Source organism: Clostridium sp. CAG:265 (genome assembly GCF_000436575.1).
In the GTDB taxonomy this organism is placed as follows: Bacteria; Bacillota; Clostridia; order Clostridiales; family Clostridiaceae; genus Clostridium; species Clostridium lentum.
The window spans coordinates 1-22,992 of the sequence record NZ_FR886578.1 but is presented as its reverse complement, the minus strand read 5'-3'; the positions used below and the strand labels follow the sequence as shown (position 1 = coordinate 22,992).

The window sequence follows — 22,992 nt, the reverse complement described above, 5'->3', positions numbered from 1 at the left end:
AATTTAAATACTTCATAAATACTTAAACATTATATCACTATATCTATTATTTCTCATGCTTTTTTAAAGATGATAATACTTTTATAATTGTATCTATATCTTCATCACTAAGCTCTTCATAATTATCTAGCTTTTCTTTAATATCTTCAATAATATGACTTTTGTAATTATCTGAACTCTTATTTCTTCCGGAATTCACTATATATAATGTTATTGTAGTAGTAATTACTCCAATAACCCCAATTCCAATTATCATAAGTATAACAGCAAAAATTCTACCTAACTGCGTTTTTAAAAGTACATCTCCATAGCCAACGGTAGTAAAAGTAACAAAACTCCACCAAAGAGCATCTTCAAGACTTATACCTTCTATAGTAGAAATAATTACTGCACCAATAACAATTATTATCACTGATATAACCAGCAAAAAGTTGAATTTGTTTTTTCTTATTTCATCTCTTACCTTAACTTTAAATTTAATGATATTTACTATAACCATAAAAACTTTACATAGTCTAATTACCATATATGCAGGAATAATTTCAGTAATCTTCACTACTTTAAAACATTTCAAATATATTCTTATGGAGATAATTGATAAAAGATCAATTATATTTTCCTTAAAAAACTCCTTCTTATTCTTACTTAATACTAATCTGCCAATATAATCACCAATGAATATAAGCCTAATAATATTTTCTATATAATAAAATGATAGACGTACTTCTTTAGGAATACTTACAAATATATCTATAACTATTATTAAGCTTAACATTAATGCCACTAAACCTATAAAATAATCATATACGCTCTTTTTATTCATATGCCTCTTCTCACTTTTTAAAAGATAATATATTAATTTATATGTAATCTACATAATTATAATTCTATATATAGTTTCTATGTTTTAAAAATATTTATTATACTTATAATTCATCATAAAAAATGTGCTGTATTAAAAGCTACAGCACATTTTTACTTCTATTTATTTTCTGTTCTCTTTACATCCCATATTTCATCTGCATATTGAAGTATTGTTCTATCACTAGAGAATGTTCCTGCATTACATACATTTAAGAAACATTTCTTTGCCCAAGCCATTTTATCTTTATAAGCATTAAATACTTCATCTTCTGTCTTTTTAAAACTTTCAAAATCAGCTAATAAGAAATATTGATCTCCTTCTTTGATTAATGAATCAAATAAATCATCAAAGTCTCCTGTTCCTCCATCATTTAAAGTTCCATCTATCAGTGTATCCATTACTCTTCTTATTGAATCATCACTTTCGTAATATGATTTTGATTTATATTTTCCTTGAATTTCTTGAATGTCTTCAACCTTTAATCCAAAGATAAAGTTGTTTTCTTCTCCACTTTCTCTTACTATTTCTACATTAGCTCCATCTAATGTTCCAAAAGTAGGTGCCCCATTAAGCATAAACTTCATATTTCCTGTTCCTGATGCTTCTTTTCCTGCAGTTGAAATTTGTTTTGAAAGATCAGCTGCTGGGAATAATTTTTCTGCATATGAAACTCTATAGTTTTCTACAAAATGAACTTTGATTTTCTTACTTACTTCTTCATCTTCATCAACAAGTCTTGCTATTTCATTAATAAATTTAACTATTGTCTTTGCTCTTCTATATCCTGGGAAAGCCTTAGCTCCAAATATAAAAGTTGTTTTTGGTATATCCATTTGAGGATTTTCTTTAATTCTATAGTATAAATCTAGAATATAAAAGGCATTAAGAAGTTGTCTCTTATATTCATGCATTCTCTTAATTTGAATATCAAACATTGAATCTGGATCTATTTCTACCCCTTCAGTATCTTTGATATATTTTGCTAATTGTTCCTTCTTTGCATGTTTTATATCCATAAACCTTGTTAATACTTTTTCATCATCTGCATATTTTTCAAGATTTTTTAATAAAGATAACTCTCTCACCCAATCTTCATTACCTAATAGTTCTGTAATTAATTTTGATAATTCTTTATTACACAATCTTAACCATCTTCTTGGAGTGATTCCATTAGTTTTATTTTGGAATTTTTCTGGATATAATTTATACCAATTATTTAATTCTGTTTTCTTTAAAATATCAGTGTGAAGTTGTGCTACTCCATTTACTGTATGTCCAACATGTATAGCTAAGTTGGCCATTCTAACTGTATTGTTATTAATTATTCTGAACTCTTGAATTTCTGCTCCAGCATATCCCTTGTCTTTTAATTCTTCTAAAAATCTTTTATCAATTTCTTTTATTATATCTAATACTTCTGGAAATAGTTCCTTAAATAAATCTTCATTCCATTTTTCCAAAGCTTCCGCTAAAATTGTATGGTTAGTATAAGCAAATACTTTATTTGCAACTCTTAAAGCTGCATCAAATTCAACTCCTTCTTCCTGTGTTAATATTCTTATAAGCTCAGGAATTGCAATAGTAGGATGAGTATCATTTAATTGTACAGCAATCATATCTCCTATATCTTCTGTTACCTTACCATATTTCTTTTTATAACTTCTTATTATATCTTGCAATGATGCACTTGAGAAGAAATATTGTTGTCTAAGTCTAAGCATCTTACCTTCTTTATTAGAATCATTTGGATATAACACTCTTGAGATATCTTCTGCTCTATTTTTATCTTCTAAGGCTTCATCATATTTTTGAGCATTAAATAATGTGAAATTAAACTCTTCTATAGGTTCACATTTCCATAATCTTAATGTATTTATATTTTTATTTCCATAACCAATGATTGGAGTATCATAAGGTACTGCTTTAACCTTCATATCTTTGTAATTGATAATAACAGTCTCACAGTCTTTTCTTATGCTCCATGGATCTCCATATTTAAGCCAAAAATCCCCAGTTTCCTTTTGTACTCCATTTTCAATATATTGAGAGAATAATCCATTACTATATCTTATTCCATAACCTGTAAGTGGTACTTCCATTGTAGCTGCTGAATCCATAAAGCAAGCAGCAAGTCTTCCAAGACCTCCATTACCAAGTCCTGCATCTTCTTCAATTTCTTCTATTTTATTTATATCAATATTAAGCTCTTCTAAAACTGCTTTAACATCTTCATATAATCCAGTTGATATCAAATTGTTACCTAATGCTCGTCCCATTAAATACTCAGCAGATAGATAAAATGCTTGCTTTCCATTTTCATATAATTCCTTTGTATCATTCCATTTATCAATTATTTCTTCCATTATTGTAAGAGAAAGAGCATTAAATATTTCAAAATCCTCTGCATCTTCAATTCTTTTTGCGTATTTTATCTTTAAATATCTCTCAATTCCTCTTTTTATTTCTTCTCTTACCACTTTTATTCACACCTTCCATACATTTTTGTATATTTATATATTTTATCTGCTAAATCACAGTTTAATATATTCTCTCTAACTCTCCATTTCCAATTTTCACCTAAGGTTGATGGTAAATTCATTCTTGCTTCATTTCCTAAATTCAAGAAATCTTGCATAGGTGCTATGGCTAAACTTCCAACACTAGACCATGCACCTCTTATGAAGCCCCAATTATATCCTTCATTGCTATTCATAGCTAAATATTCCTTACAATATTTAACATCTTCCTTAGCTCCTGTTTTTTCATACCATCCTCTGAAGGTATCATTATCGTGAGTACCTGTATACACTATGCATTTGTTCATATAATTATGTGGTAAATAATCACTTTCTTCTCTTGCATCAAAAGCAAATTGAAGAACTTTCATACCTGGGAAATCTGATTCTTTTAAGAATTCTATAACTTCCTCAGTGAGATATCCTAAATCTTCTGCTATTATATCTACTTTACCTAATTTATTCTTTATGGCTTCAAAAAGCTTCATTGCAGGTCCTTTGACCCATTTGCCATTCACTGCTGTTTTTTCTCCATATGGCACACTCCAATAGCTTTCAAAGCCTCTAAAATGATCTATTCTCAGAACATCATATAACTTTAAACTTTCTTCAACTCTTCTTATCCACCAAGTAAATCCATCTTCCTCCATTGCCTTCCAATTATATATAGGATTTCCCCATAATTGTCCTGTTTTTGAGAAAGCATCTGCTGGACATCCTGCTACAGCTTTAGGTTCTAATGTATCTTCATCTACTAAGTAATCTTTTGGATTACTCCATACATCTGCACTATCTATAGCCACATATATAGGTATATCCCCTATTATCTTAATGCCTTGCATATTGGCATAGCTTTTAAGCTTGTGCCATTGCTTAAAAAATAAATACTGTATAAAGCTCCAATATTCAATTTCATCTTTTAGCAGTAACTCACATTTTTCTAAAGTTTCTATATCTCTTCTTTTAATATCATCATCCCACTTAAGCCATGATACTAAGCCAAAGTATTCTTTTATAGCCATATATAATGAATAATCTTTTAACCATTTCTTATTTGCTTTTTTAAATGCTGCTATTTCATTGCTAATTCTAAGATTGCCACTTTCTTTATAATTTAGATAAGCTTTCTTAAGCACCTTGTATTTAGTTTTAAATAATAATCCATAATCAATACTTTCTTTATCTTTGTAATAATCTTCATCTTCATAATCTAACTTTTCTAAAATACCTTCTTCATTTAAGATGTCAAAATCAATAAAATATGGATTGCCTGCAAAGGCTGAAAATGATTGATATGGTGAATCTCCATATCCAGTAGGCCCAAGAGGAAGTACCTGCCAATAACTTAATCCTGTCCTACTTAAAAAATCAACAAATTTATATGCTTCCTTGCCAAATGTCCCTATGCCAAACTTACCTGGCAGAGAAGAAATATGCATTATAACTCCTGCACTTCTATCCATGATTATCCTCCCTTAAGAATAAATAATCTATAGTAATTACTATAGATATTCCTAAACTTTCAAAACTATTTTCTGTTCCATCTATAAAGTTTCCTCATAAACATATTATCCCTTGTAGTCTCTTTTCTTTTACAAATGATATAAACATATCAATATTAATGTATAATCATTTTGCTAGAATATCATTGTATATTTAGATTCCTTTATCTTATTACCTATTATACTGATCATTTCAGAAAAGAGTGGGTTAAAAACCCCTTTTACTAAAACACCAATATTTTTTTGTATTATTTTGCTTTAGTATTCTAGCACTGTTATTAGGGATATAATTACTATCCTTAATAAATTCTAACACCTTTTCTATTGTACTTTCTTTAACATCTGGATGATTATTAAGCGCTCTTGAAATTATGCTTACTCCAACTCCTGTCAACTTAGCTATATCTCTTATATTCATTTTTAACCCTTCTTTTGGAACAATACATCGGTAACTATTCCAAAAAATCATTAAAAAATAATTTTAATGGCTTGTACAATTATTACCACTAAAATTATTTACATTTTTTTCTATATTTACATTATATTATCGTTTTAAACTGTTTTCAAATATAATATTATTTTTTTCTTTCCAAATAAAAAAAACAACCTTAAATAATACTGCAGTATTAAAGTTACGTATATCATAAGCAGTGTATTTTTCTATCTTATCCAGCCTATATATAAGTGTATTTCTATGAATATATAACGCCTTAGCTGCATCACTTAAATTAAGTCCACACCTAAAAAACACTTCTATAGTTCGTATCATTTCATTGTCAAGCTTAGAAAATCCCTCATTAAATATATGATATATCTTCTCCTTCTTTTCTTCTGATACTGAATCAATAATTCCTTCTAAAATTAATTTTTTTTCATTAATAACACTTTCACTTACTTTATATTTATTAGCTAACATAAGTTTATATTCACACTCTTCAAAAGATTTTTTTAAGGCTTCATAATTTTCAATCTGGCAATAGCTTATATAATATCTACTGGTAAAATTATTAAGTAAAGCATCCTTTATTCCTATAATATGCTCATAAATTTCTTTTACTTCAGCAATCAAAAGTAACTTATCATTAATTAAAATAACTTCTATATCACTATCATGATATAACTCTTTTATATATAGATAAGCATCGTATAATTTACTTTCTATATATATATCTATTAAATAAAACTTATCTAAAAGAGCAGGCCATACTGCCGAAATTATATCTTTTTCTATATTTTTTCCTTCTAGTAATGATGTAACTATACTTTCCTTATGAATCAAAATATCTTTTAGCTTATTTTCTAAAGAATATGCCAATAAATTTAATGTACTACCAAATGCTGCTTTTGTTTTCAAGCAGCATTCGGTTCCATTAAATTTAATACTTTTACTTACTATCTGATCACTATCATCATATTCTAAAGTTTCATAAACTCCTAAGCTTTCAATTGATAATCGGAAAGGTATATTACAACATTCATAAATATTTTTTACCATGTTCTCAATACATTCCACAATATCACCTCTTAAGCACTTACATATACTTTATCTTAGATTACCCTTAAAGTTGTATCCTTATCAAATACATGTAAACTATTAGCATCTAAGTATATCTTAGCTTTTTCTCCTACTTTTAAATTCGTAGTCCCTTCTATTCTTATTGTTACTGAAGCATTTCCACATTTAGTATAAACATAACTTTCTGCTCCCATATGTTCTACAACTTCAATATCACCAACAATAGTTGAATGTGGATTATTTGCTATAAGTTCTTTGTCATCACTTAAGCTTTGTGGTCTTATACCAAAAGTAACCTCTTTTCCTATATAAGATTTTAATGCATCACATTTATCTGCTGGAAACTTTATCTTATTTCCATTAAATGATGCAAATAAATCATTTCCTGATTTTTCAATAACACCATCTATAAAATTCATTTGTGGGCTTCCCATAAATCCAGCAACGAATAAATTTGTTGGATAGTTATAAATATTTTGTGGAGTATCAACTTGTTGAATTACACCATCTTTCATAACAACAATTCTTGTACCCATTGTCATAGCTTCTACTTGGTCATGTGTAACATAAATAAATGTTGTTTGTAATTTTCTATATAATTTACTAATTTCAGTTCTCATTTGAACTCTTAGTTTTGCATCAAGGTTAGATAATGGCTCGTCCATTAAGAATACCTTAGGATTTCTTACAATGGCTCTTCCTAATGCAACTCTTTGTCTTTGCCCTCCTGATAAAGCCTTTGGTTTTCTCTTTAATAAATGTTCGATGTCAAGAATTTTAGCTGCTTCTGTAACTTTCTTTTCTATTTCATCCTTTGGCATCTTTCTTAATTTTAATGCAAAAGCCATATTGTCATATACAGACATATGAGGATATAAAGCATAGTTTTGGAAAACCATTGCTATATCTCTTTCTTTTGGTTCAACATCATTTACTAATGTATCCCCTATATATAATTCACCTTTTGAAATATCTTCTAACCCTGCAATCATTCTTAATGTAGTTGACTTACCACAACCAGATGGTCCAACGAAAACTATAAATTCTTTATCTTCTATTTCTAAGTTGAAATCTTTAACTGCTGTTACATCGCCTTGATAAATTTTATAAATATGTCTTAATGATAAACTTGCCATATATATTCCCTCCATAAATTCATTTTTAAACTCTTAATATATTTATATTGTACTTCTTGAAATTGTTTTCATCTATATGTAATAGTTACAAATTAACATATTATTTTTTGTAATAATATCTAATATGTTAATTTCTTACATATATACTTTTACTTTGTAATCATAACATAACATAAAGTTTATTTTCAATGTATTAAAGTTTCTACTCACTATATACATCAAAAAAATTCATCCTTTTTTACTTATTATTTTTTAATTATCCAAGAAGTATTTTTCATTTATTTATGGTAATTCAAAAAGAATATTAGAAATCGGTTACTATCTGTATATTCCTATATTTAAAACTCTATTATTTTTTATAATTTTACTATTTACATTTTTATAGTAATCGGTTACTATAATATTAATGGTATATTTAGGAGGTAATTAATATGCATAAGAATATAGTATCAATGTTACAAGACAATTTTATAAACGTATTTAATGTAAAGGATCAACACTTATTCTTCTCACCAGGAAGAGTTAATTTAATAGGTGAACATACAGATTATAATGGTGGACATGTTTTCCCTTGTGCACTTTCTTTTGGAACATATGGAATAATATCTAAAAGAAATGATAGAAAAGTAAGATTATATTCAATGAACTTTGAAGATTTAGGAGTTATTGAGTTTAGTCTAGATTATATGGTTTATGATAAAGCACATGATTGGGCAAACTATCCAAAAGCAGTTATAAAAACTTTTGAAAATCATGGATATAGAACTGAACACGGTTTTGATATATTATTCTACGGAAATATTCCAAACGGAGCTGGACTTTCATCTTCAGCTTCATTAGAAGTATTAATGGCTGTAATCATTAATGATTTAAACAACTTTAATTTAGATATGATATCTATGGTGAAAATGTGCCAAGAAGCTGAAAATAAATTCATTGGCGTTAACTGTGGTATCATGGATCAATTTGCTATTGGTATGGGTACTGAAGGATGTGCTATACTGTTAGACTGTAACACTTTAGAATATAGATATAGTAAAATCAATATGGAAGGATATAAAATAGTAATCGGTAATACTAATAAGAAACGTGGACTTGCTGATTCTAAATATAATGAAAGACGTTCTGAATGCGAAACTGCATTAGCTCAAATACAAACTGTTAAAAATATCAATTCTTTAGGAGAACTTACTGAAGAAGAATTTGAAGAAGTTAAGAACGTAATAACAGATCCAATAGTAAGAAAAAGAGCGAAACATGCCGTTTATGAAAACCAACGTACTTTAAAAGCTGTTAAGGCTTTAGAAAATAACAATTTATTATTATTTGGAAAACTTATGTCTGAATCTCATATTTCTTTAAGAGATGATTATGAAGTTACTGGTAAGGAATTAGATACTTTAGTATCTTTAGCATGGGAAATGCCTGGAGTAATAGGTGCTCGTATGACTGGTGCTGGATTCGGTGGATGTACAGTTAGTATAGTCAAAGAAGAAAATGTTCAAAACTTCATAGATACTATCACTAAAAAATATACTGAAATCATCGGTTATGCTCCTGATTTCTATGTGGCAACTATATCTGATGGTGCTAGAAAATTATTATAATATATTATACAATTATTTAAATAGGCTATCCATAAAAGGATAGCCTATTTATTACTATGCAAGGTGTGATTAAATGAAGATTACTATTCAAGATGTTGCTAAAAAGGCTGAAGTTTCTGTTGCCACAGTATCTAGAGTGCTAAATGGCAACTATCCTGTAAAAGCTGAAACAAAAGAAAAAGTTCAAAAAGTAATAAAAGAACTTAATTTTATTCCTAATATACAAGCTAGAGAACTTACTAGACAAAAATCCACTGCCATAGGAGTTGTTCTCCCTAGTATTAATAATATGTTTTTCCCTGAAGTTGTTACAAGCATAGAAACTGCTTTAAAAGCAAAAGGCTATTCTTTAATTCTTTGCTGCTCTAATAATGATAGAGAAGAAGAGGTAAGATGTATCAATGACCTCCTTGCACGAAATGTTGCAGGCGTAATTGTACTAGATCCTAACACTTCAAATATCAATTCAGATTTTTATAAATCAATTGCTAAAACAGTTCCTATTGTATTTATAAACGGGCATGCTTCCGTAGAAAACATATCTTCTGTTTCCAATGATGAAAGCATTGGTGCTGAGATTGCTTTAAAATATCTCATCAATAATAACCATAAGAATATTCTTTTCATTCGTGGAGAAAATAGTGCTTCTTATGATATCAAAGAAAAAAAATATATAAGCATGCTTACAAATTCAAATCATTACCACCCATCTAATGTAATTAATATCGGTAAGGGAAATGGTAGTGAAACCGTAGATAATACAATTGTATCTGTAACTAATTTCTTAACTAAAAATAGAAAAATAACAGCTATCTTTGCTTGTAATGATCTTATGGCCGTTGGTGCCATAAATGCCTGCAAAAGACTAGGCTTAAATGTTCCAGAAGATATTTCTGTAATTGGTTTTGATAATACTGAGTTAAGCAAAATAGTAGAACCTAAATTAACTACCATAGATCAAAATATGTCTCTTTTAGGAGAAAATGCTGCTGAACTATTATTAGAAAAGATAACTTATAATAATGAATTCAGCAAAAAAATAATTTTAAATAACAAACTTGTGATAAGAGAAACTGTTAATCAGCAAGGTGATTAATCTTCAAAACTAATAAAAATAACCCAGTAATTTAGAATTACCAGGTTATTTTTATTAGTTTTTCATTATCTTGCTTTCGTAAGCTTTTAATTCTATATTATTGAAGTTCTTAACCTTGTCAGTGTGGTTCATAACAAAGTAATAAGTTTCTCCATTAACTTCTCTCTTAACTACTTCAACGCCTTCTTCTGTATCTATCCATTCAATAGCTGCATCAGTAATTATCTTTGCTGCTATGGCATCCATAGTACAGTTATCAAGACCTGTTCCTATATAATAAACTTGACCTTCTTCAAAATTATTAACAGTTACAGCGCTTAAATGATTGTAAAATTCATCATTATACACAAATAGAGGTTTCGCAGTAGTAGTTTTTAACATATCTCTAAAGACAACTCCACTACCTGAAATGCCTGCAAATTCATCTATACCTTTTATATCTACCTCTTGTCCTTCTTGAAGAGATTCTATTTCTTCAACATAACCACCAATTAACTCATTATAATATGTTGGATTAAGCTCTCCAAGAGTTAGATTATTATAGTAATCTTTAATAGCCGTTCTAAAGCTAAATACAACTTTTCCACCATTTTTAACAAATTCTCTAATTCTTTCTTGAACCTCTGATTTAAATACTATCATTGTTGGTATTAATAATACTTTATATTCACTAAAATCAGTATAAGATGGAATAACGTCAATATTTATATTCTTATTATAGAATGGTCTGTAAAGTCTATATACTTCATTCTTATAATCCATTAAGAAACTTTGTTTTTGAATTCTAAATGAAGCCATAGATTCATAATCATAAATAACTGCTACTTCAGCTTTTACTTTACTATTAACTACTTCTTCATTTTCTTTAATATCCTTAAAGAAATCTTGAACTTCAAAGAATTTTCTTCTCTTTATATTATCTTGATCTAATATTCCATAACAATATTGCTCTGCACCTTTAACAGCTCCTCTATATCTAAAATACATAAGCGAATTACATCCATGAGCCATTGCTTGATATGACCACATTTTTGCTTGATTTGGTCTTGGAAGATATCCAATTACATCGTGTCCTTGAGCACCCATTATGGCTTCAGTTATCCAGAAATTTTGCTTTTTAGCACCTCTCATATAATCTAAACCACATGCTATTTCATGAGCTGGAATTGGCTCTCTTTGCCCACCCCATACTGGATAATTATTGTAAGCTACAACATCTAAATGCTGTGCAACTTTTGAAAAATCATAGCTCTTATCAAAATATCCACCTGAAAAATCATGCATTACTACAGAATCTTCACCTAATACTTCCTTTAATAAATCCACTTGCATCTTTGCATATCTTTCAACACTTAAACTTCTAAATCTTTCCCACTCCATACGTAATGAAGGATTATGAGTGGTTATAGTTTTAGCTGGAAGAGGTATTTCGTCAAAGTCATTGTACTCTTGCGACCAAAATACTGTTCCCCAAATTTCATTAAGTCTATTTATATTATTATTATAAGCCTCTTTTAAATAATCTCTAAAAGCTCTCTTACATTCATCACAAAAACAAATATCGCTTCCTTCATGACCAAACTCATTATCTATTTGCCATGCAACAATTCCTTTTTCATTTTTATAGTGCTCTGCAAGAGCTCTTATTATTTTTTCACTAAACTTATGATATGTTCTGCTGTTAAAGCAATACTGTCTTCTTCCTCCAAAAGCTCTCTTTGTGTTATCTTCAAATTCTGATAACACATCAGGATAGTTTTTTGCAAGCCATGCTGGCATAGTAGCTGTAGGAGTACCGAAAATAACTTTCAATCCCTTTTCCTTAGCTTTTGCTATCACATGATCGAAATAAGAAAAATCATATTCCCCTTCAATTCTCTCCATCATATGCCATGCAAATTCACCTATTCTTATTACATTACTACCTAATTCTATTATATTATCTAAATCTTCATTTAACATATTTTCATTCCAGTGCTCTGGATAATAATCAACACCTAAGTACATTTTTATACCTCCATTACCTTAACTCTTTTTTATAATAATTTTACCACATTTATATATGTTTTTAACTATTTTTTACTAAATTTTACTAAAAAATATTATTTAAACCCAGCCCTAAGACTGGGTTTTGTATATTATGCCATTTCAGCATTTCTTTTTTCTTCTAACTTATTGATAATTTCATCTTGGAATTGTCCTTCGATCTTATATCCTTTTTTATAAATTATAAAGGCTATAATACTTATTACTGAAGGTATACCAATCATTAAAACTCTCATACCAAATATTGTACCAGCTGTTTGAACTACATTTGCTTTATATCCTACTATTGTTAAACCTACACCGATTAACCATGCAGAAACTGCTGATGCACCTTTAACTAAAAGTGTTTGGAATGAAGCTATAATACTTTCATTTCTAGTACCAAATTTAACTTCGTTATAATCAATAACGTCAGCAAGCATAACTGTTGTTGCTCCTAAGATAAATCCTGTACCCATCTTCATGATAATTCCTGAAGTTGCTATTAATGTTGCATTTGTTGGCATAAATATTCCTACTAATAATAACATTATTAAACCAACTGCTGGTAAGTAACATGCCATTCTAAATACATTTCTCTTACTCATTTTCTTTGATATTATTGGGAATAATATTAAAGCACTGATTTCAGCAAGTGAAGCAAATGCTGTAAATACTGAATACATATTTTCATTTCCTGTAACATATTTGAAATAATAGATTGCAATACCACCTGCTAATTGAGCAACTAAGTTGTAAGCTAATACTACACCAATATATACTAATAATTGATCATTTTCTTTAATTACTTTAAACGCTTGTTTTAATGTTGTCTTTTCAGCTGATTGTCCTGATGAAGCCATATTGCAGCTACTATCTTTAACATTTACCACTGTAATTATTGATGATATAACAAATATTACCGAAATTATAATTGCTAATTTTCCATATCCTATTGTTTGGTCTCCACTACCTAGCTTATTAACCATTGCTAAACCAAATGCTCCTATAATAAGCCATGCTGAACTAGCAAAAATTCTTGGAATAACTGACATTTGATCTCTTTCTTCCTTAGTCTTAGATAATGAAGGAAGCATTGACCAGTATGGTATATCCATTAATGTATATGTCATTCCCCATAAAATATACATAACTGAGAAATAAGCATAAAGGCTTGTCCCTGTTAAATTTGGCTTTTTAAATAAGAAAATTAATACTACTGCATTAACCAATGTTCCAAGTAAAATCCATGGTCTAAATTTACCATATTTACTTCTTGTATTATCAACTATCATCCCCATCATTGGATCATTAAAAGCATCCCATACTCTAGCTACTAAAAATAAGTTCCCAACAAATAGCGGTGATATTCCAACTAAGTCTGTTAAGTAAATCATTAAGTATGATGAAACTATAGCATAAACTAAATCTTTACCTAAGGCTCCTACACCAAATGAATATTTTGTTTTAAAAGATAAATTCATATTTCCCATCCCTTTCATTTTCAATTTCACATTTATCTTTGAAACTGTTTACATCTGTTACAAGATTTATGATAACATTTTCACCAATAATTTGCAAGAGTTTTTTACTATTTTTTACTATCTTTTTTATATACATTTTACTAAAAAGTTAAAAATAGACTGTATAACCATCTTATACAGTCTTATTTTAAGCCTATTTACAAATAAATTTTATTATCTTGCTATCATAATCTCCAATTAATTTTATATCAATTCCTTGATTCATTAAATAGCTTCCGCTTTTTTCAATTTCTTCTTCATTTATTTGGAATTTATAAATTTTATCACCATCTAATCCTCTAAGCTTTACCCTTGCAGCTCTATGTCCTAACTTACTTTGAGGTAAGAATGCAAATAATAATACCTCTCCCTCTTTTACGTATTGGAATAGGGCATAATCATTTTCAGATGTGTTTTCTAGCCTATAGAAACTTCCTTCTTGAACTATATGACGAATATTTTTATATTCATTAATCATCTCTTTAGAAAGCTCTATTTCATCTTCACTTAACTTTAATATATTACAGCCAATGCCTAGTGTACCCATCATGGCACTATGGTATCTAAATTTCATAGGTATTACTCTTTGTGATAAAAAATTTGGGCAATCTGTCACCCAAGCTCTCATGGCCTTTATTGGATAAATATATGAATAACTATTTTGAATTTTTAATCTATCATATGCATCAGTATTGTCACTTGTCCAGAAATCATCAAATATACCTAGTATACCATAATCAGTTCTTCCTCCACCTGAAGCACAAGCTTCAAATAATACATCTGGATGCTTCTTCTTTAATTCTTTTACAATATCATAAATTGCTTCAATATGCTTATACCAGATATCTTTTTCAACACCAGCTTGTGATATAGGTCTATTAGCATCCCATTTTATATAATCTATTTCATATGAAGATAACAAATTGTCTAGCATTTGGTAAACAAACTCTTTAACTTCTTTTTTAGTCATATTTAATACATATTGTCCTCTTGAAGTATCACTAACTCTAGTTTCATAGTGATATATCCAATCTGGATGCTCTTTATATAAGCTTGCTAACGGATTTACCATCTCAGGCTCAACCCATATACCAAATTTCATATCTAACCCCTTAACTTCATCAATCAAAGGTTTTAAACCATTAGGAAATTTTTCTTCATTTACATACCAATCACCAAGACCATTATATATACAATCTCTTTCACCAAACCATCCATCATCAACAACAAATAATTCTGCTCCTATTTCCTTTGCTTTTTTAGCTAATTTTATTTGTTCATTACAAGTAACTTTAAATTCAGTAGCTTCCCATGAATTATATAATACTGGTCTTAAACCACTTCTTAAAATATTATCATTAGCAAACTTATGCAGATTATGGCTCATTCTTTCAAAACCTCTGCTTGTATATCCACATATAATTGCTGGCGCTATAAAACTCTTTCCTGCTTCAAGAGATAATTCAAAATCAAATTCATTAATTCCCATTTGAACTAAAGTTTCACCATATTGCGTCTGTTCAACAACACCTTTGAAGTTTCCGCTTAGCTTTAAAGCTCCAAAATAAACTTCCCCTGTACTTTCTGTGGCATCTTTATCTAAAATAAAATGAGGATTATGATTATGAGTTGATATTCCTCTTCTATTTTCAATAACTACTTTTCCAAAGCTCATCTTTTGAGTGAATCTTTGTTGTTCAGCTCCCCAATGTCCACAAGTATTAGAAAAATTTAATCCTTCATATGGAATATGGAATTGAGCACTATGTATCTTTTCCACCAATACTTGATCTTTAGTATTATTTACAACTTCAACCCATCTTTCCATAAGATCATAATCATAATGTGATCTATAATGTAAATTTACATCAAAATCATAATGATTATCTTTTAATTTTATGATTAGTTCTTGTCCATTTATTTCATATCCTTCATATCGTAATACTATTTCTCTTGTCTTATCACTAAAATTAACTTTTAAACAAGTTTCTTTATATCTTAATCCTCCATGCACTGGAAACTCTTCTGGAGTTATTTCATGAACTGGATCATTAGTTGATACTTCATTTAAAACAGGCATTTGGAAGTCATTAATATTATCAATTCTATTTCCCCAATATAAATGCCTTATAAGTCCTAAATTATCAACTCCAAAGATATAAGATGTATTTTTAGTTTCAATGCTAAATATATTTTGATTTTCATTAATCTTAATTCCCATAATTTCTCCTTTTTCAATCCCTTTACTAAGATAACGTTTTCTTAATTAGATTATAATATACTCATAGTAAAAAAATCAATATTTTTACTAAATTTCATTATAAAATTTTACTATTTCCTTTAAATATGGCTCTAAGATATCATCATTTTCAAAATATAACTCATGTTTGCCATTATCAAATCTAACAAATTTACAATTTTTAGCATATTTACGAAAAGTATTATGTCCTTCATCATTTACAAAAGTATCTTTTCCTGATTGAAATAATAAAATTGGAATTTGAATTTTCTTTATATTTTCTTCTTTTTTTAATTTTCTTGTTGCTTTTATTGCTTCATTAATCCACTTAAAAGATCCTCCATTTCTCTGAAGCACTTCATTTGCTCGTAATGCATTTAAATGTCGTGAATATCTATATTGGTTTGATGTAGCTGATTCTTCTAAATTATACTCTCCATTGAAAGGACCTTGTCCAAAAATATAATTATTACCTTTTCCAACATATATAAAGAATTTACTGATTAAATAAGCCATATTTTCACTATAATTTCCTGTGTTTATTTCCATCATCGGTGAACTTAATACAGCTTTTTCAAAATATTCTTGATATTTTTCTAAAAATAAAGCTCCAATGCCTCCACCCATAGAATGAGCAAATAAAAATACAGATTCACCTTTCTTTTTCACTACTTCATCCATAAAAATCTTTAAATCCTCTATATAGTAATCAAAGCTATCTATATGAATTTGACTCTTTTCCTTAAAATTCAAATTAGATGATCTTCCATGACCTCTATGTTCTAGACCATATACCGAATATCCCATTTCTGTAAAGTAATAAATAAGTTCAGTATACTTTTCTAAACATTCAGTAAATCCATGGCTTATAACAATGATTCCCTTTTCATCTTGAACAATAAATTTTTCATAATAGATATTTATATTATTACAACCTTTAAAATACCCACTTTCCTTCTTTGTATTTAATTTTCTTTCCACATATCTAATAATTTCTTCATCTTGTCCATAATTTGAACAAAATATATTTGCTATTTCATTCATTTTTATCCCTCTTTTTAATTTTATATGTACAACCTAATCATATATTATACTACTATTCATTGTAAATATCGAAAAATAAAGAAGTATGAACTTTTTTTAAATAATCATACTTCCTTTTCAATATATGGCTATATTATTCTCTTTACACTTTCTCGAATCACAAACTCCGATGGTACTATAACCTTTTTAGCGTAGCGCCTATCATTAGAAAGTTTTTCTACCATAAGTTCTACAGCTACCTCTCCTAAGTATTCTGTATGTACAGAAACTGATGTCAATGGTGGATTAGTATATTGAGACACTATTGTATCATTAAAAGCAATTATACTGATATCTTTTGGAACTTCATATCCAGCTTCCTTAAGTCCCCTTATAACCCCTACTGCCACTGCATCATTTGATGCGAATAAAGCTGTTGGAAGACTATCATTATTTTTTAAATACTCACTTATTGAACGATATCCACCATCATATGTCATTTTACTATCTATAATAAACTGCTCATTATATAGCGATTTTTCTTTCATATATTCATTATAAAATTTCAATCTATCATCAAGACTAAATATCTTTAAATCATTTAGTGTTTTTTTTGAACCAACAAACCCTATTTTTTCATGACCCATTTTAGTAAAATAATTTAACGCTTGGAATACACCTAATTTAAAATTAGTTTTAACCCCATCATATATTTCATCATTTGGACTTGAATCAAGGAAGACTAAATTAGAAGAAATTGCTGATACTTCTTTTACTTCCTCTTCTGTAAATTTACCAATGCAAATGATTCCATTTAGCTTAGTGTCTTCAAACAATTGATAAGCTCCCCCATTTTTAAATACACTTACTACTTTTATACCTTTTTGAAAACATTGCTTTTCAACTATACTTCTTAAAAAAAGATAATATGGATCTTGCAGTTGTTGTGCAACATCAAACATTTCAACAATTCCAACTACATAGATATTCTTACTTTTATTCTTTCTTTGCTTTGCTGTCTTATATTTCAATTCTTCTGCTACTCTCAATATTTGTATCCTTGTCTCATCAGAAACTACAATCTTAGAATCGTTATTTAAAACTCTCGATACAGTAGCTAAAGAAACTCCTACCTTATCAGCTATTTCCTTTAAAGTTGCCACTTTTACCCCCTATAATGCCTTTTTACTTTATTATAATATATTTTATAAATAATTACACTACTTACATCTCTTATTTATACAGCCCCCAACTTTAATAATATGAATTTTTCTTTTAGTCTCTTCTTAATCTTATTGTATGCATCTTCACATGTACAATGGCAACAATAAAAAATGTTTCTTTATCCTTTAGTGCTTTAGTAATACTCTCAATAAAATTATCATCTTCATATTTTTATTAATAATATATTTTCTTTGTGAATATTTAATAATTTATAAAACAAACTAATATTAAATTATCATTTATTAAATCTGAAGAAGGTGTAAATTTGAAAACTTTATTTATTAAAATTTTTGTATATTTCGCTTTATTTTCACTATTAATTTCATGCTTTAATTATGTATACAGTAATGCTTATGATAAAATTAACACAGAAAAAGTTGTATATTTAACCTTTGATGATGGTCCTAGTAAAAACACCTCTAAAATTTTAGATATCCTTAAAATAAATGATGTACATGCAACTTTTTTCGTAATTTGTCCTTACATAGAGTCCCATAATGCTCTAATAAAACGTGCTTATGATGAAGGTAATGCTATTGGCAACCATACTCATAATCACGAATTTAAATATATATATTTATCAGAAGAAGCTTTTTGGAATAACTTTAATAAACATCAAAACTTCCTTAAAGAAATAACTGGAAAAGATTGTACAATATTTAGATTTCCTGGTGGATCTCATAACACTTTAGTTAGAAATGCTCATGGAAGTTCTTTTACAGAAAACATCATATTAAAGCTAAATGAACAAGGTATAAATTGTTATGATTGGAATGTTGATTCTGGAGATGCCAAAGGAAATAATATTCCCGCTACAACCATCTATAACAATGTAGTTAAAGATTCAAAAGATAAAGATGGACATTTAAAATCACCAGCTATCGTCCTTATGCATGATTGTATGACAAAAACAACAACTGTTGAAGCATTGCCAAAAATAATTGAATATTTTAAAGAGCAAGGTTATAAATTTGATACTTTAAATTAAAATAGGAGCTTAAATTTTTAGCTCCTATTTAATATCAAATTTATATTTACAAATTAAAATTCATATTAGCATTATATTGACCAGTAGACATTAAATATCTTTTTAATACTTTCGATGAATAAACTTTAAAAGGAAGTAAATCGCTTATATTAATAGAATATTCTTCTGACTTTATAGCTTTTCTTATTTCTTCTATAGTACTACATTCTTTATTGAAAGTGGTAAATATAGCCCCTATCTGTAAAGGAGTATGGCTATCGCTTCCTGTAACTATATTAACAGAAAGCTTTTTAGATAGCTCAATAAGTTCATTTTTAGCTTTTGTTTCCCCTTTTCTAAATATATCTTTAGCATTTAAGTCAATGGCATCTAACCTTTTTAAACTTTCTTCTGAATGCTTAAAAAGCTTGTGTCCCTTTCTACAAGGATGAGCTCCAATTTTCAAACAGTTATAAATATCTGACATATCTAGTAATTCTTCAAATTCAATCAAATTTTCTTTTTCCATGTATTGTTCTAAGATTTTATGAATATCCATTATGTCATCTCTATCTCCTGCTATTATAACGTGGCCCTTTCCTTTCACATTAACTTCTAATGCTGGGAATATAGCTACTCCATCAACCATATATCTATTTCCTTCATATATATAGTTTTCTTCTAAATATTTATATATTACATTGAAGCATATAGCATTAAAATGCTCACATAAAATTATTCCATCTATCTTATTTTCCTTGGCATATTTTATTTCATTTAAAAAAAAATTTTCATTAAAATCTTTTCTTTTACTTAGCAAACCATGAACATGGAAGTCTATGTTCATACTGTTTTCTCCTTATTAATTATTTTTTAATCTATACAAAACTTTAATTTTCATCTTATTATATGTATATGCTTAATATGAGATTTCTGCCTACATATTAATATAATAATTATTATTGTATTTTCATCTCTTTTATACTTTACAAATATATTTTTTTATATAATAATAATTCTTATATAACTTTATATTATATAGGAGGTACTTATGGAAAATATAATTTTAGAAGAAGGAATGAAAGCACCTGATTTCACACTTCCTGGTTCAGATGAAAAAAACCATAAATTAAGTGATTATCTTGGAAAAAAAGTTGTTCTATATTTCTACCCAAGAGACAATACCCCTGGCTGCTCAAGAGAAGCTGAAGCATTTAGAGATAATGCTGAAGAATTCAATAAGAATAACACTGTAATACTTGGAGTTAGCAGAGACACTATAGCTTCACATAATAAATTTATAGCTAAATATGATTTACCTTTTGTACTTTTATCAGATAGAAATGAAGAAGTTTGTAAATTATATGATGTCCTTAAAGAAAAAACTATGTGTGGTCGTACAGGAATTGGTGTAGAACGTAGTACTTTTATCATTAACGAAGAAGGAATAATCACTAAGATTTATAGAAAAGTAAAAGTTGCCGGCCACGTAGATGATGTAAAATGCAACCTTTAGGAACTCCAATGGAGTTCCCTCCTCAATTTTTCATTCTTAATTAAATTTCGTTCCTTCTTTAAGCATCTCTTTGAATTTGTTCCACTCTACAAACTCTCCCCCCATACTCTCAAGATGATTGGTATGCATTTGACAATCTATAAATAAAAACCCTTCTTCTTCTAGCTTCTTAGCTAAAGATATCAGTGCAGCTTTTGAAGCATTGCTTACCTTTGAAAACATACTTTCTCCAAAGAAACATTTCCCTATTTTAACTCCATAAAGACCACCTACTAACTGCTCATCTTCATATACTTCAACACTAGATGCTAATCCTAAGTTATGTAATTTTATATATGCTTCTTTCATATGGTCTGTTATCCATGTACCTTCTTGACACTCCCTAATCTCCTTGCAATTTGAAATCACGGCAGCAAAATCATTATCAAAAGTTATTTTAAACTGATTCTTCTTTAAAATTTTCTTCATGGAATTTGATATTTTAATTTTACTTGGGTAAATAATAAACCTTGGTTTAGGGCACCACCATAATATTTCCTCTCCTGGATTATACCAAGGAAATATTCCATTACAATATGCTAGTATTAATCTTTCTACAGATAAATCACCGCCTATAGCTAATAATCCATCTTCTTCTGATAATTCAGGATTTGGAAATACTATTTCATTATTTAATCTAAATACTGCCATTTTCTTTTCCTCACTACTTAATTTTTTATTATATGTTGTATTATACCGTATTTCATCTGTTATAATATATAAAGAGGTGTAAAAATATGAAAAATTTATCAAAAGTACTTATAGGTATACTGGTAGTAATAATAATCATAGCTATACCAGTAGTTAGTGGCTACAATAACTTAGTAGCTTTAGAGCAAAAAGTTGATACTGCTCAATCTAATATTGATACTCAACTTCAAAGAAGATCAGATTTAATTCCAAATCTAGTGAGCACAGTAAAGGGATATGCTAACTTAGAAAGCGAAATTTATACAAATATCGCTGATGCAAGAAGTAAATTAGCAGGTGCTTCTACCATCCAAGAAGAAGCTGCTGCTGACCATGAGTTAACTAGTGCTTTATCAAGACTTCTTGTGGTTGTAGAAAACTATCCTGATTTAAAATCAAGTTCAAATTTCCAAGACTTAGCTATTGAACTTGAAGGCACAGAAAATCGAATTACTATAGCCCGTCAGGATTATAATGATGCTGTTACTGAATATAATACTAAGAGGAGAAGGTTTCCAAGCAATATAATTGCTTCTATTTTTAATTTTGAACAAAAGCCATTATATAAAGCTAGCGAAGGTGCTCAAACTGCTCCTTCTGTAGATTTTTCAAGTTAATATATAATGAAACTTTTTAAAAAGGTATTATTAATTTCTTCTCTTTTATTAGTATGTATTTATTCTATTACCTTTGCGGCAAATACCAAATTCCCTTCAGTTACAACCAATAAGTATATTAATGATTATACTGGAACAATTTCAAAAAATTATACTGAAAAAATTATATCAATTGGTAAGGAACTTGAAGAAAAAACAACTGCACAATGTGTTATTGTAGTAATAAACTCCACTAATAATGTACCTATAGAGAAATATGCAAATGAATTATTTCGCTCATGGGGTATCGGTACCTCTGAAAAAAATAATGGTCTTTTAATATTATTAGCTATGGATGATAGAAATTGGAGAGTTGAAGTAGGTAAAGGTCTTGAAGGTGCTGTACCAGATGTACTTAGCAACAAAATTATGACTTCTTATGGAAAGCCTTATTTCCGTGATGGAAATTATAATGACGGTCTCTTGAATTGTTATTATGAATTTTCTAATAAAATTGCTGAAGAATATGGAGTTTCGTTAACTTCCCTAGAAAATATAAATGTTTCTTCTAAAGATTACAACAATAATAACTCTTCATCTAATACTTCCAATAAGGTTATTCCTGGAGTTATTATACTACTTATCTTTTTAGATATCATTTTAAATAGAGGAAGAGTATGCCGTACTTTTTTACAAATGATAATTATCTCTAGTCATCATCGTGGTCCTAGAGGCGGTGGTGGCGGATTTGGTGGTGGAAACAGTGGTGGAAACGGCGGATTCGGTGGTGGCTCTTCCAATGGTGGAGGTTCTTCAGGTTCATGGTAAAATTTTTACCCAATAATAAATAATTTTTAAATAAAAAAAAATAAGGGGCTGTATCAAAATAATATTTGAAAAAAGGGAATTCGT

At 28.5% G+C, this 22,992-nt stretch carries 18 protein-coding genes and 1 pseudogene; 6 read left to right on the top strand and 13 right to left on the bottom strand.

What is annotated here, in order from left to right:
* Positions 1 to 46: 46 nt before the first annotated feature.
* From Q5O29_RS00520 to Q5O29_RS00495, 6 genes and pseudogenes are all read right to left on the bottom strand, one after another.
* Positions 47 to 823 carry a potassium channel family protein gene (locus tag Q5O29_RS00520; protein WP_022211072.1) on the bottom strand — a complete coding sequence of 259 codons (777 nt, stop codon included), beginning with the start codon at positions 821 to 823 and terminating at the stop codon, positions 47 to 49.
* A gap of 158 nt (positions 824 to 981) precedes the next feature.
* On the bottom strand, positions 982 to 3,342 hold the full coding sequence (locus Q5O29_RS00515) for a glycogen/starch/alpha-glucan phosphorylase (RefSeq protein WP_022211071.1): 2,361 nt from the start codon (positions 3,340 to 3,342) through the stop codon (positions 982 to 984).
* A 2-nt stretch (positions 3,343 to 3,344) separates the two neighbouring features.
* Entirely contained in the window at positions 3,345 to 4,844 is a 1,500-nt protein-coding gene (malQ, locus tag Q5O29_RS00510; protein ID WP_022211070.1) for a 4-alpha-glucanotransferase, read from the bottom strand.
* Between the two features lie 31 nt (positions 4,845 to 4,875).
* Positions 4,876 to 5,301 (bottom strand): annotated as a pseudogene (locus Q5O29_RS00505) (LacI family DNA-binding transcriptional regulator); the annotation flags it as partial.
* Between the two features lie 126 nt (positions 5,302 to 5,427).
* Entirely contained in the window at positions 5,428 to 6,396 is a 969-nt protein-coding gene (locus Q5O29_RS00500) for a CdaR family transcriptional regulator (RefSeq protein WP_022211068.1), read from the bottom strand.
* A 35-nt stretch (positions 6,397 to 6,431) separates the two neighbouring features.
* The gene (locus Q5O29_RS00495; protein WP_022211067.1) at positions 6,432 to 7,535 is read right to left on the bottom strand and encodes an ABC transporter ATP-binding protein; all 1,104 of its coding nucleotides are present in this window, start codon (positions 7,533 to 7,535) and stop codon (positions 6,432 to 6,434) included.
* 452 nt (positions 7,536 to 7,987) lie between these two features.
* Between Q5O29_RS00495 and Q5O29_RS00490 the strand changes: the two genes are divergently transcribed.
* Positions 7,988 to 9,142, top strand: a complete 1,155-nt coding sequence (locus Q5O29_RS00490) for a galactokinase (RefSeq protein WP_370545589.1) — start codon at positions 7,988 to 7,990, stop codon at positions 9,140 to 9,142.
* Between the two features lie 73 nt (positions 9,143 to 9,215).
* Positions 9,216 to 10,238 (top strand): LacI family DNA-binding transcriptional regulator, encoded by a 1,023-nt coding sequence (locus tag Q5O29_RS00485; RefSeq protein WP_022211065.1) that lies wholly within the window; start codon positions 9,216 to 9,218, stop codon positions 10,236 to 10,238.
* A 54-nt stretch (positions 10,239 to 10,292) separates the two neighbouring features.
* Here Q5O29_RS00485 and Q5O29_RS00480 read toward each other — a convergent pair whose 3' ends face one another.
* From Q5O29_RS00480 to Q5O29_RS00460, 5 genes are all read right to left on the bottom strand, one after another.
* Positions 10,293 to 12,245 (bottom strand): beta-galactosidase, encoded by a 1,953-nt coding sequence (locus Q5O29_RS00480; RefSeq protein WP_022211064.1) that lies wholly within the window; start codon positions 12,243 to 12,245, stop codon positions 10,293 to 10,295.
* A 131-nt stretch (positions 12,246 to 12,376) separates the two neighbouring features.
* Positions 12,377 to 13,747 (bottom strand): melibiose:sodium transporter MelB, encoded by a 1,371-nt coding sequence (gene melB / locus Q5O29_RS00475; RefSeq protein ID WP_022211063.1) that lies wholly within the window; start codon positions 13,745 to 13,747, stop codon positions 12,377 to 12,379.
* 193 nt (positions 13,748 to 13,940) lie between these two features.
* A complete protein-coding gene (locus Q5O29_RS00470; protein ID WP_022211062.1) occupies positions 13,941 to 16,007 on the bottom strand; it encodes an alpha-galactosidase in 2,067 nt (688 codons plus the stop codon).
* Between the two features lie 87 nt (positions 16,008 to 16,094).
* Positions 16,095 to 17,069 (bottom strand): alpha/beta fold hydrolase, encoded by a 975-nt coding sequence (locus Q5O29_RS00465; protein WP_022211061.1) that lies wholly within the window; start codon positions 17,067 to 17,069, stop codon positions 16,095 to 16,097.
* Between the two features lie 128 nt (positions 17,070 to 17,197).
* Positions 17,198 to 18,211, bottom strand: a complete 1,014-nt coding sequence (locus Q5O29_RS00460) for a LacI family DNA-binding transcriptional regulator (protein WP_022211060.1) — start codon at positions 18,209 to 18,211, stop codon at positions 17,198 to 17,200.
* 326 nt (positions 18,212 to 18,537) lie between these two features.
* On the opposite strand from Q5O29_RS00460, the gene Q5O29_RS00455 reads away from it, so the two are divergent.
* The gene (locus tag Q5O29_RS00455) at positions 18,538 to 19,260 is read left to right on the top strand and encodes a polysaccharide deacetylase family protein (RefSeq protein WP_022211059.1); all 723 of its coding nucleotides are present in this window, start codon (positions 18,538 to 18,540) and stop codon (positions 19,258 to 19,260) included.
* Positions 19,261 to 19,306: 46 nt separating this feature from the next.
* Here Q5O29_RS00455 and Q5O29_RS00450 read toward each other — a convergent pair whose 3' ends face one another.
* Positions 19,307 to 20,086, bottom strand: coding sequence for a PHP-associated domain-containing protein (locus Q5O29_RS00450; protein WP_022211058.1), 780 nt, complete (start codon positions 20,084 to 20,086; stop codon positions 19,307 to 19,309).
* Between the two features lie 204 nt (positions 20,087 to 20,290).
* On the opposite strand from Q5O29_RS00450, the gene Q5O29_RS00445 reads away from it, so the two are divergent.
* Positions 20,291 to 20,755, top strand: a complete 465-nt coding sequence (locus Q5O29_RS00445) for a peroxiredoxin (RefSeq protein ID WP_022211057.1) — start codon at positions 20,291 to 20,293, stop codon at positions 20,753 to 20,755.
* Between the two features lie 36 nt (positions 20,756 to 20,791).
* On the opposite strand, the gene aat is transcribed toward Q5O29_RS00445, so the two are convergent.
* Positions 20,792 to 21,445, bottom strand: coding sequence for a leucyl/phenylalanyl-tRNA--protein transferase (gene aat / locus Q5O29_RS00440; RefSeq protein ID WP_022167235.1), 654 nt, complete (start codon positions 21,443 to 21,445; stop codon positions 20,792 to 20,794).
* A gap of 86 nt (positions 21,446 to 21,531) precedes the next feature.
* On the opposite strand from aat, the gene Q5O29_RS00435 reads away from it, so the two are divergent.
* Both Q5O29_RS00435 and Q5O29_RS00430 read left to right on the top strand, forming a co-directional pair.
* Positions 21,532 to 22,101 carry a LemA family protein gene (locus Q5O29_RS00435; RefSeq protein WP_022211056.1) on the top strand — a complete coding sequence of 190 codons (570 nt, stop codon included), beginning with the start codon at positions 21,532 to 21,534 and terminating at the stop codon, positions 22,099 to 22,101.
* A 6-nt stretch (positions 22,102 to 22,107) separates the two neighbouring features.
* Positions 22,108 to 22,908, top strand: coding sequence for a YgcG family protein (locus tag Q5O29_RS00430; protein WP_022211055.1), 801 nt, complete (start codon positions 22,108 to 22,110; stop codon positions 22,906 to 22,908).
* The last annotated feature ends 84 nt before the right edge of the window (positions 22,909 to 22,992 follow it).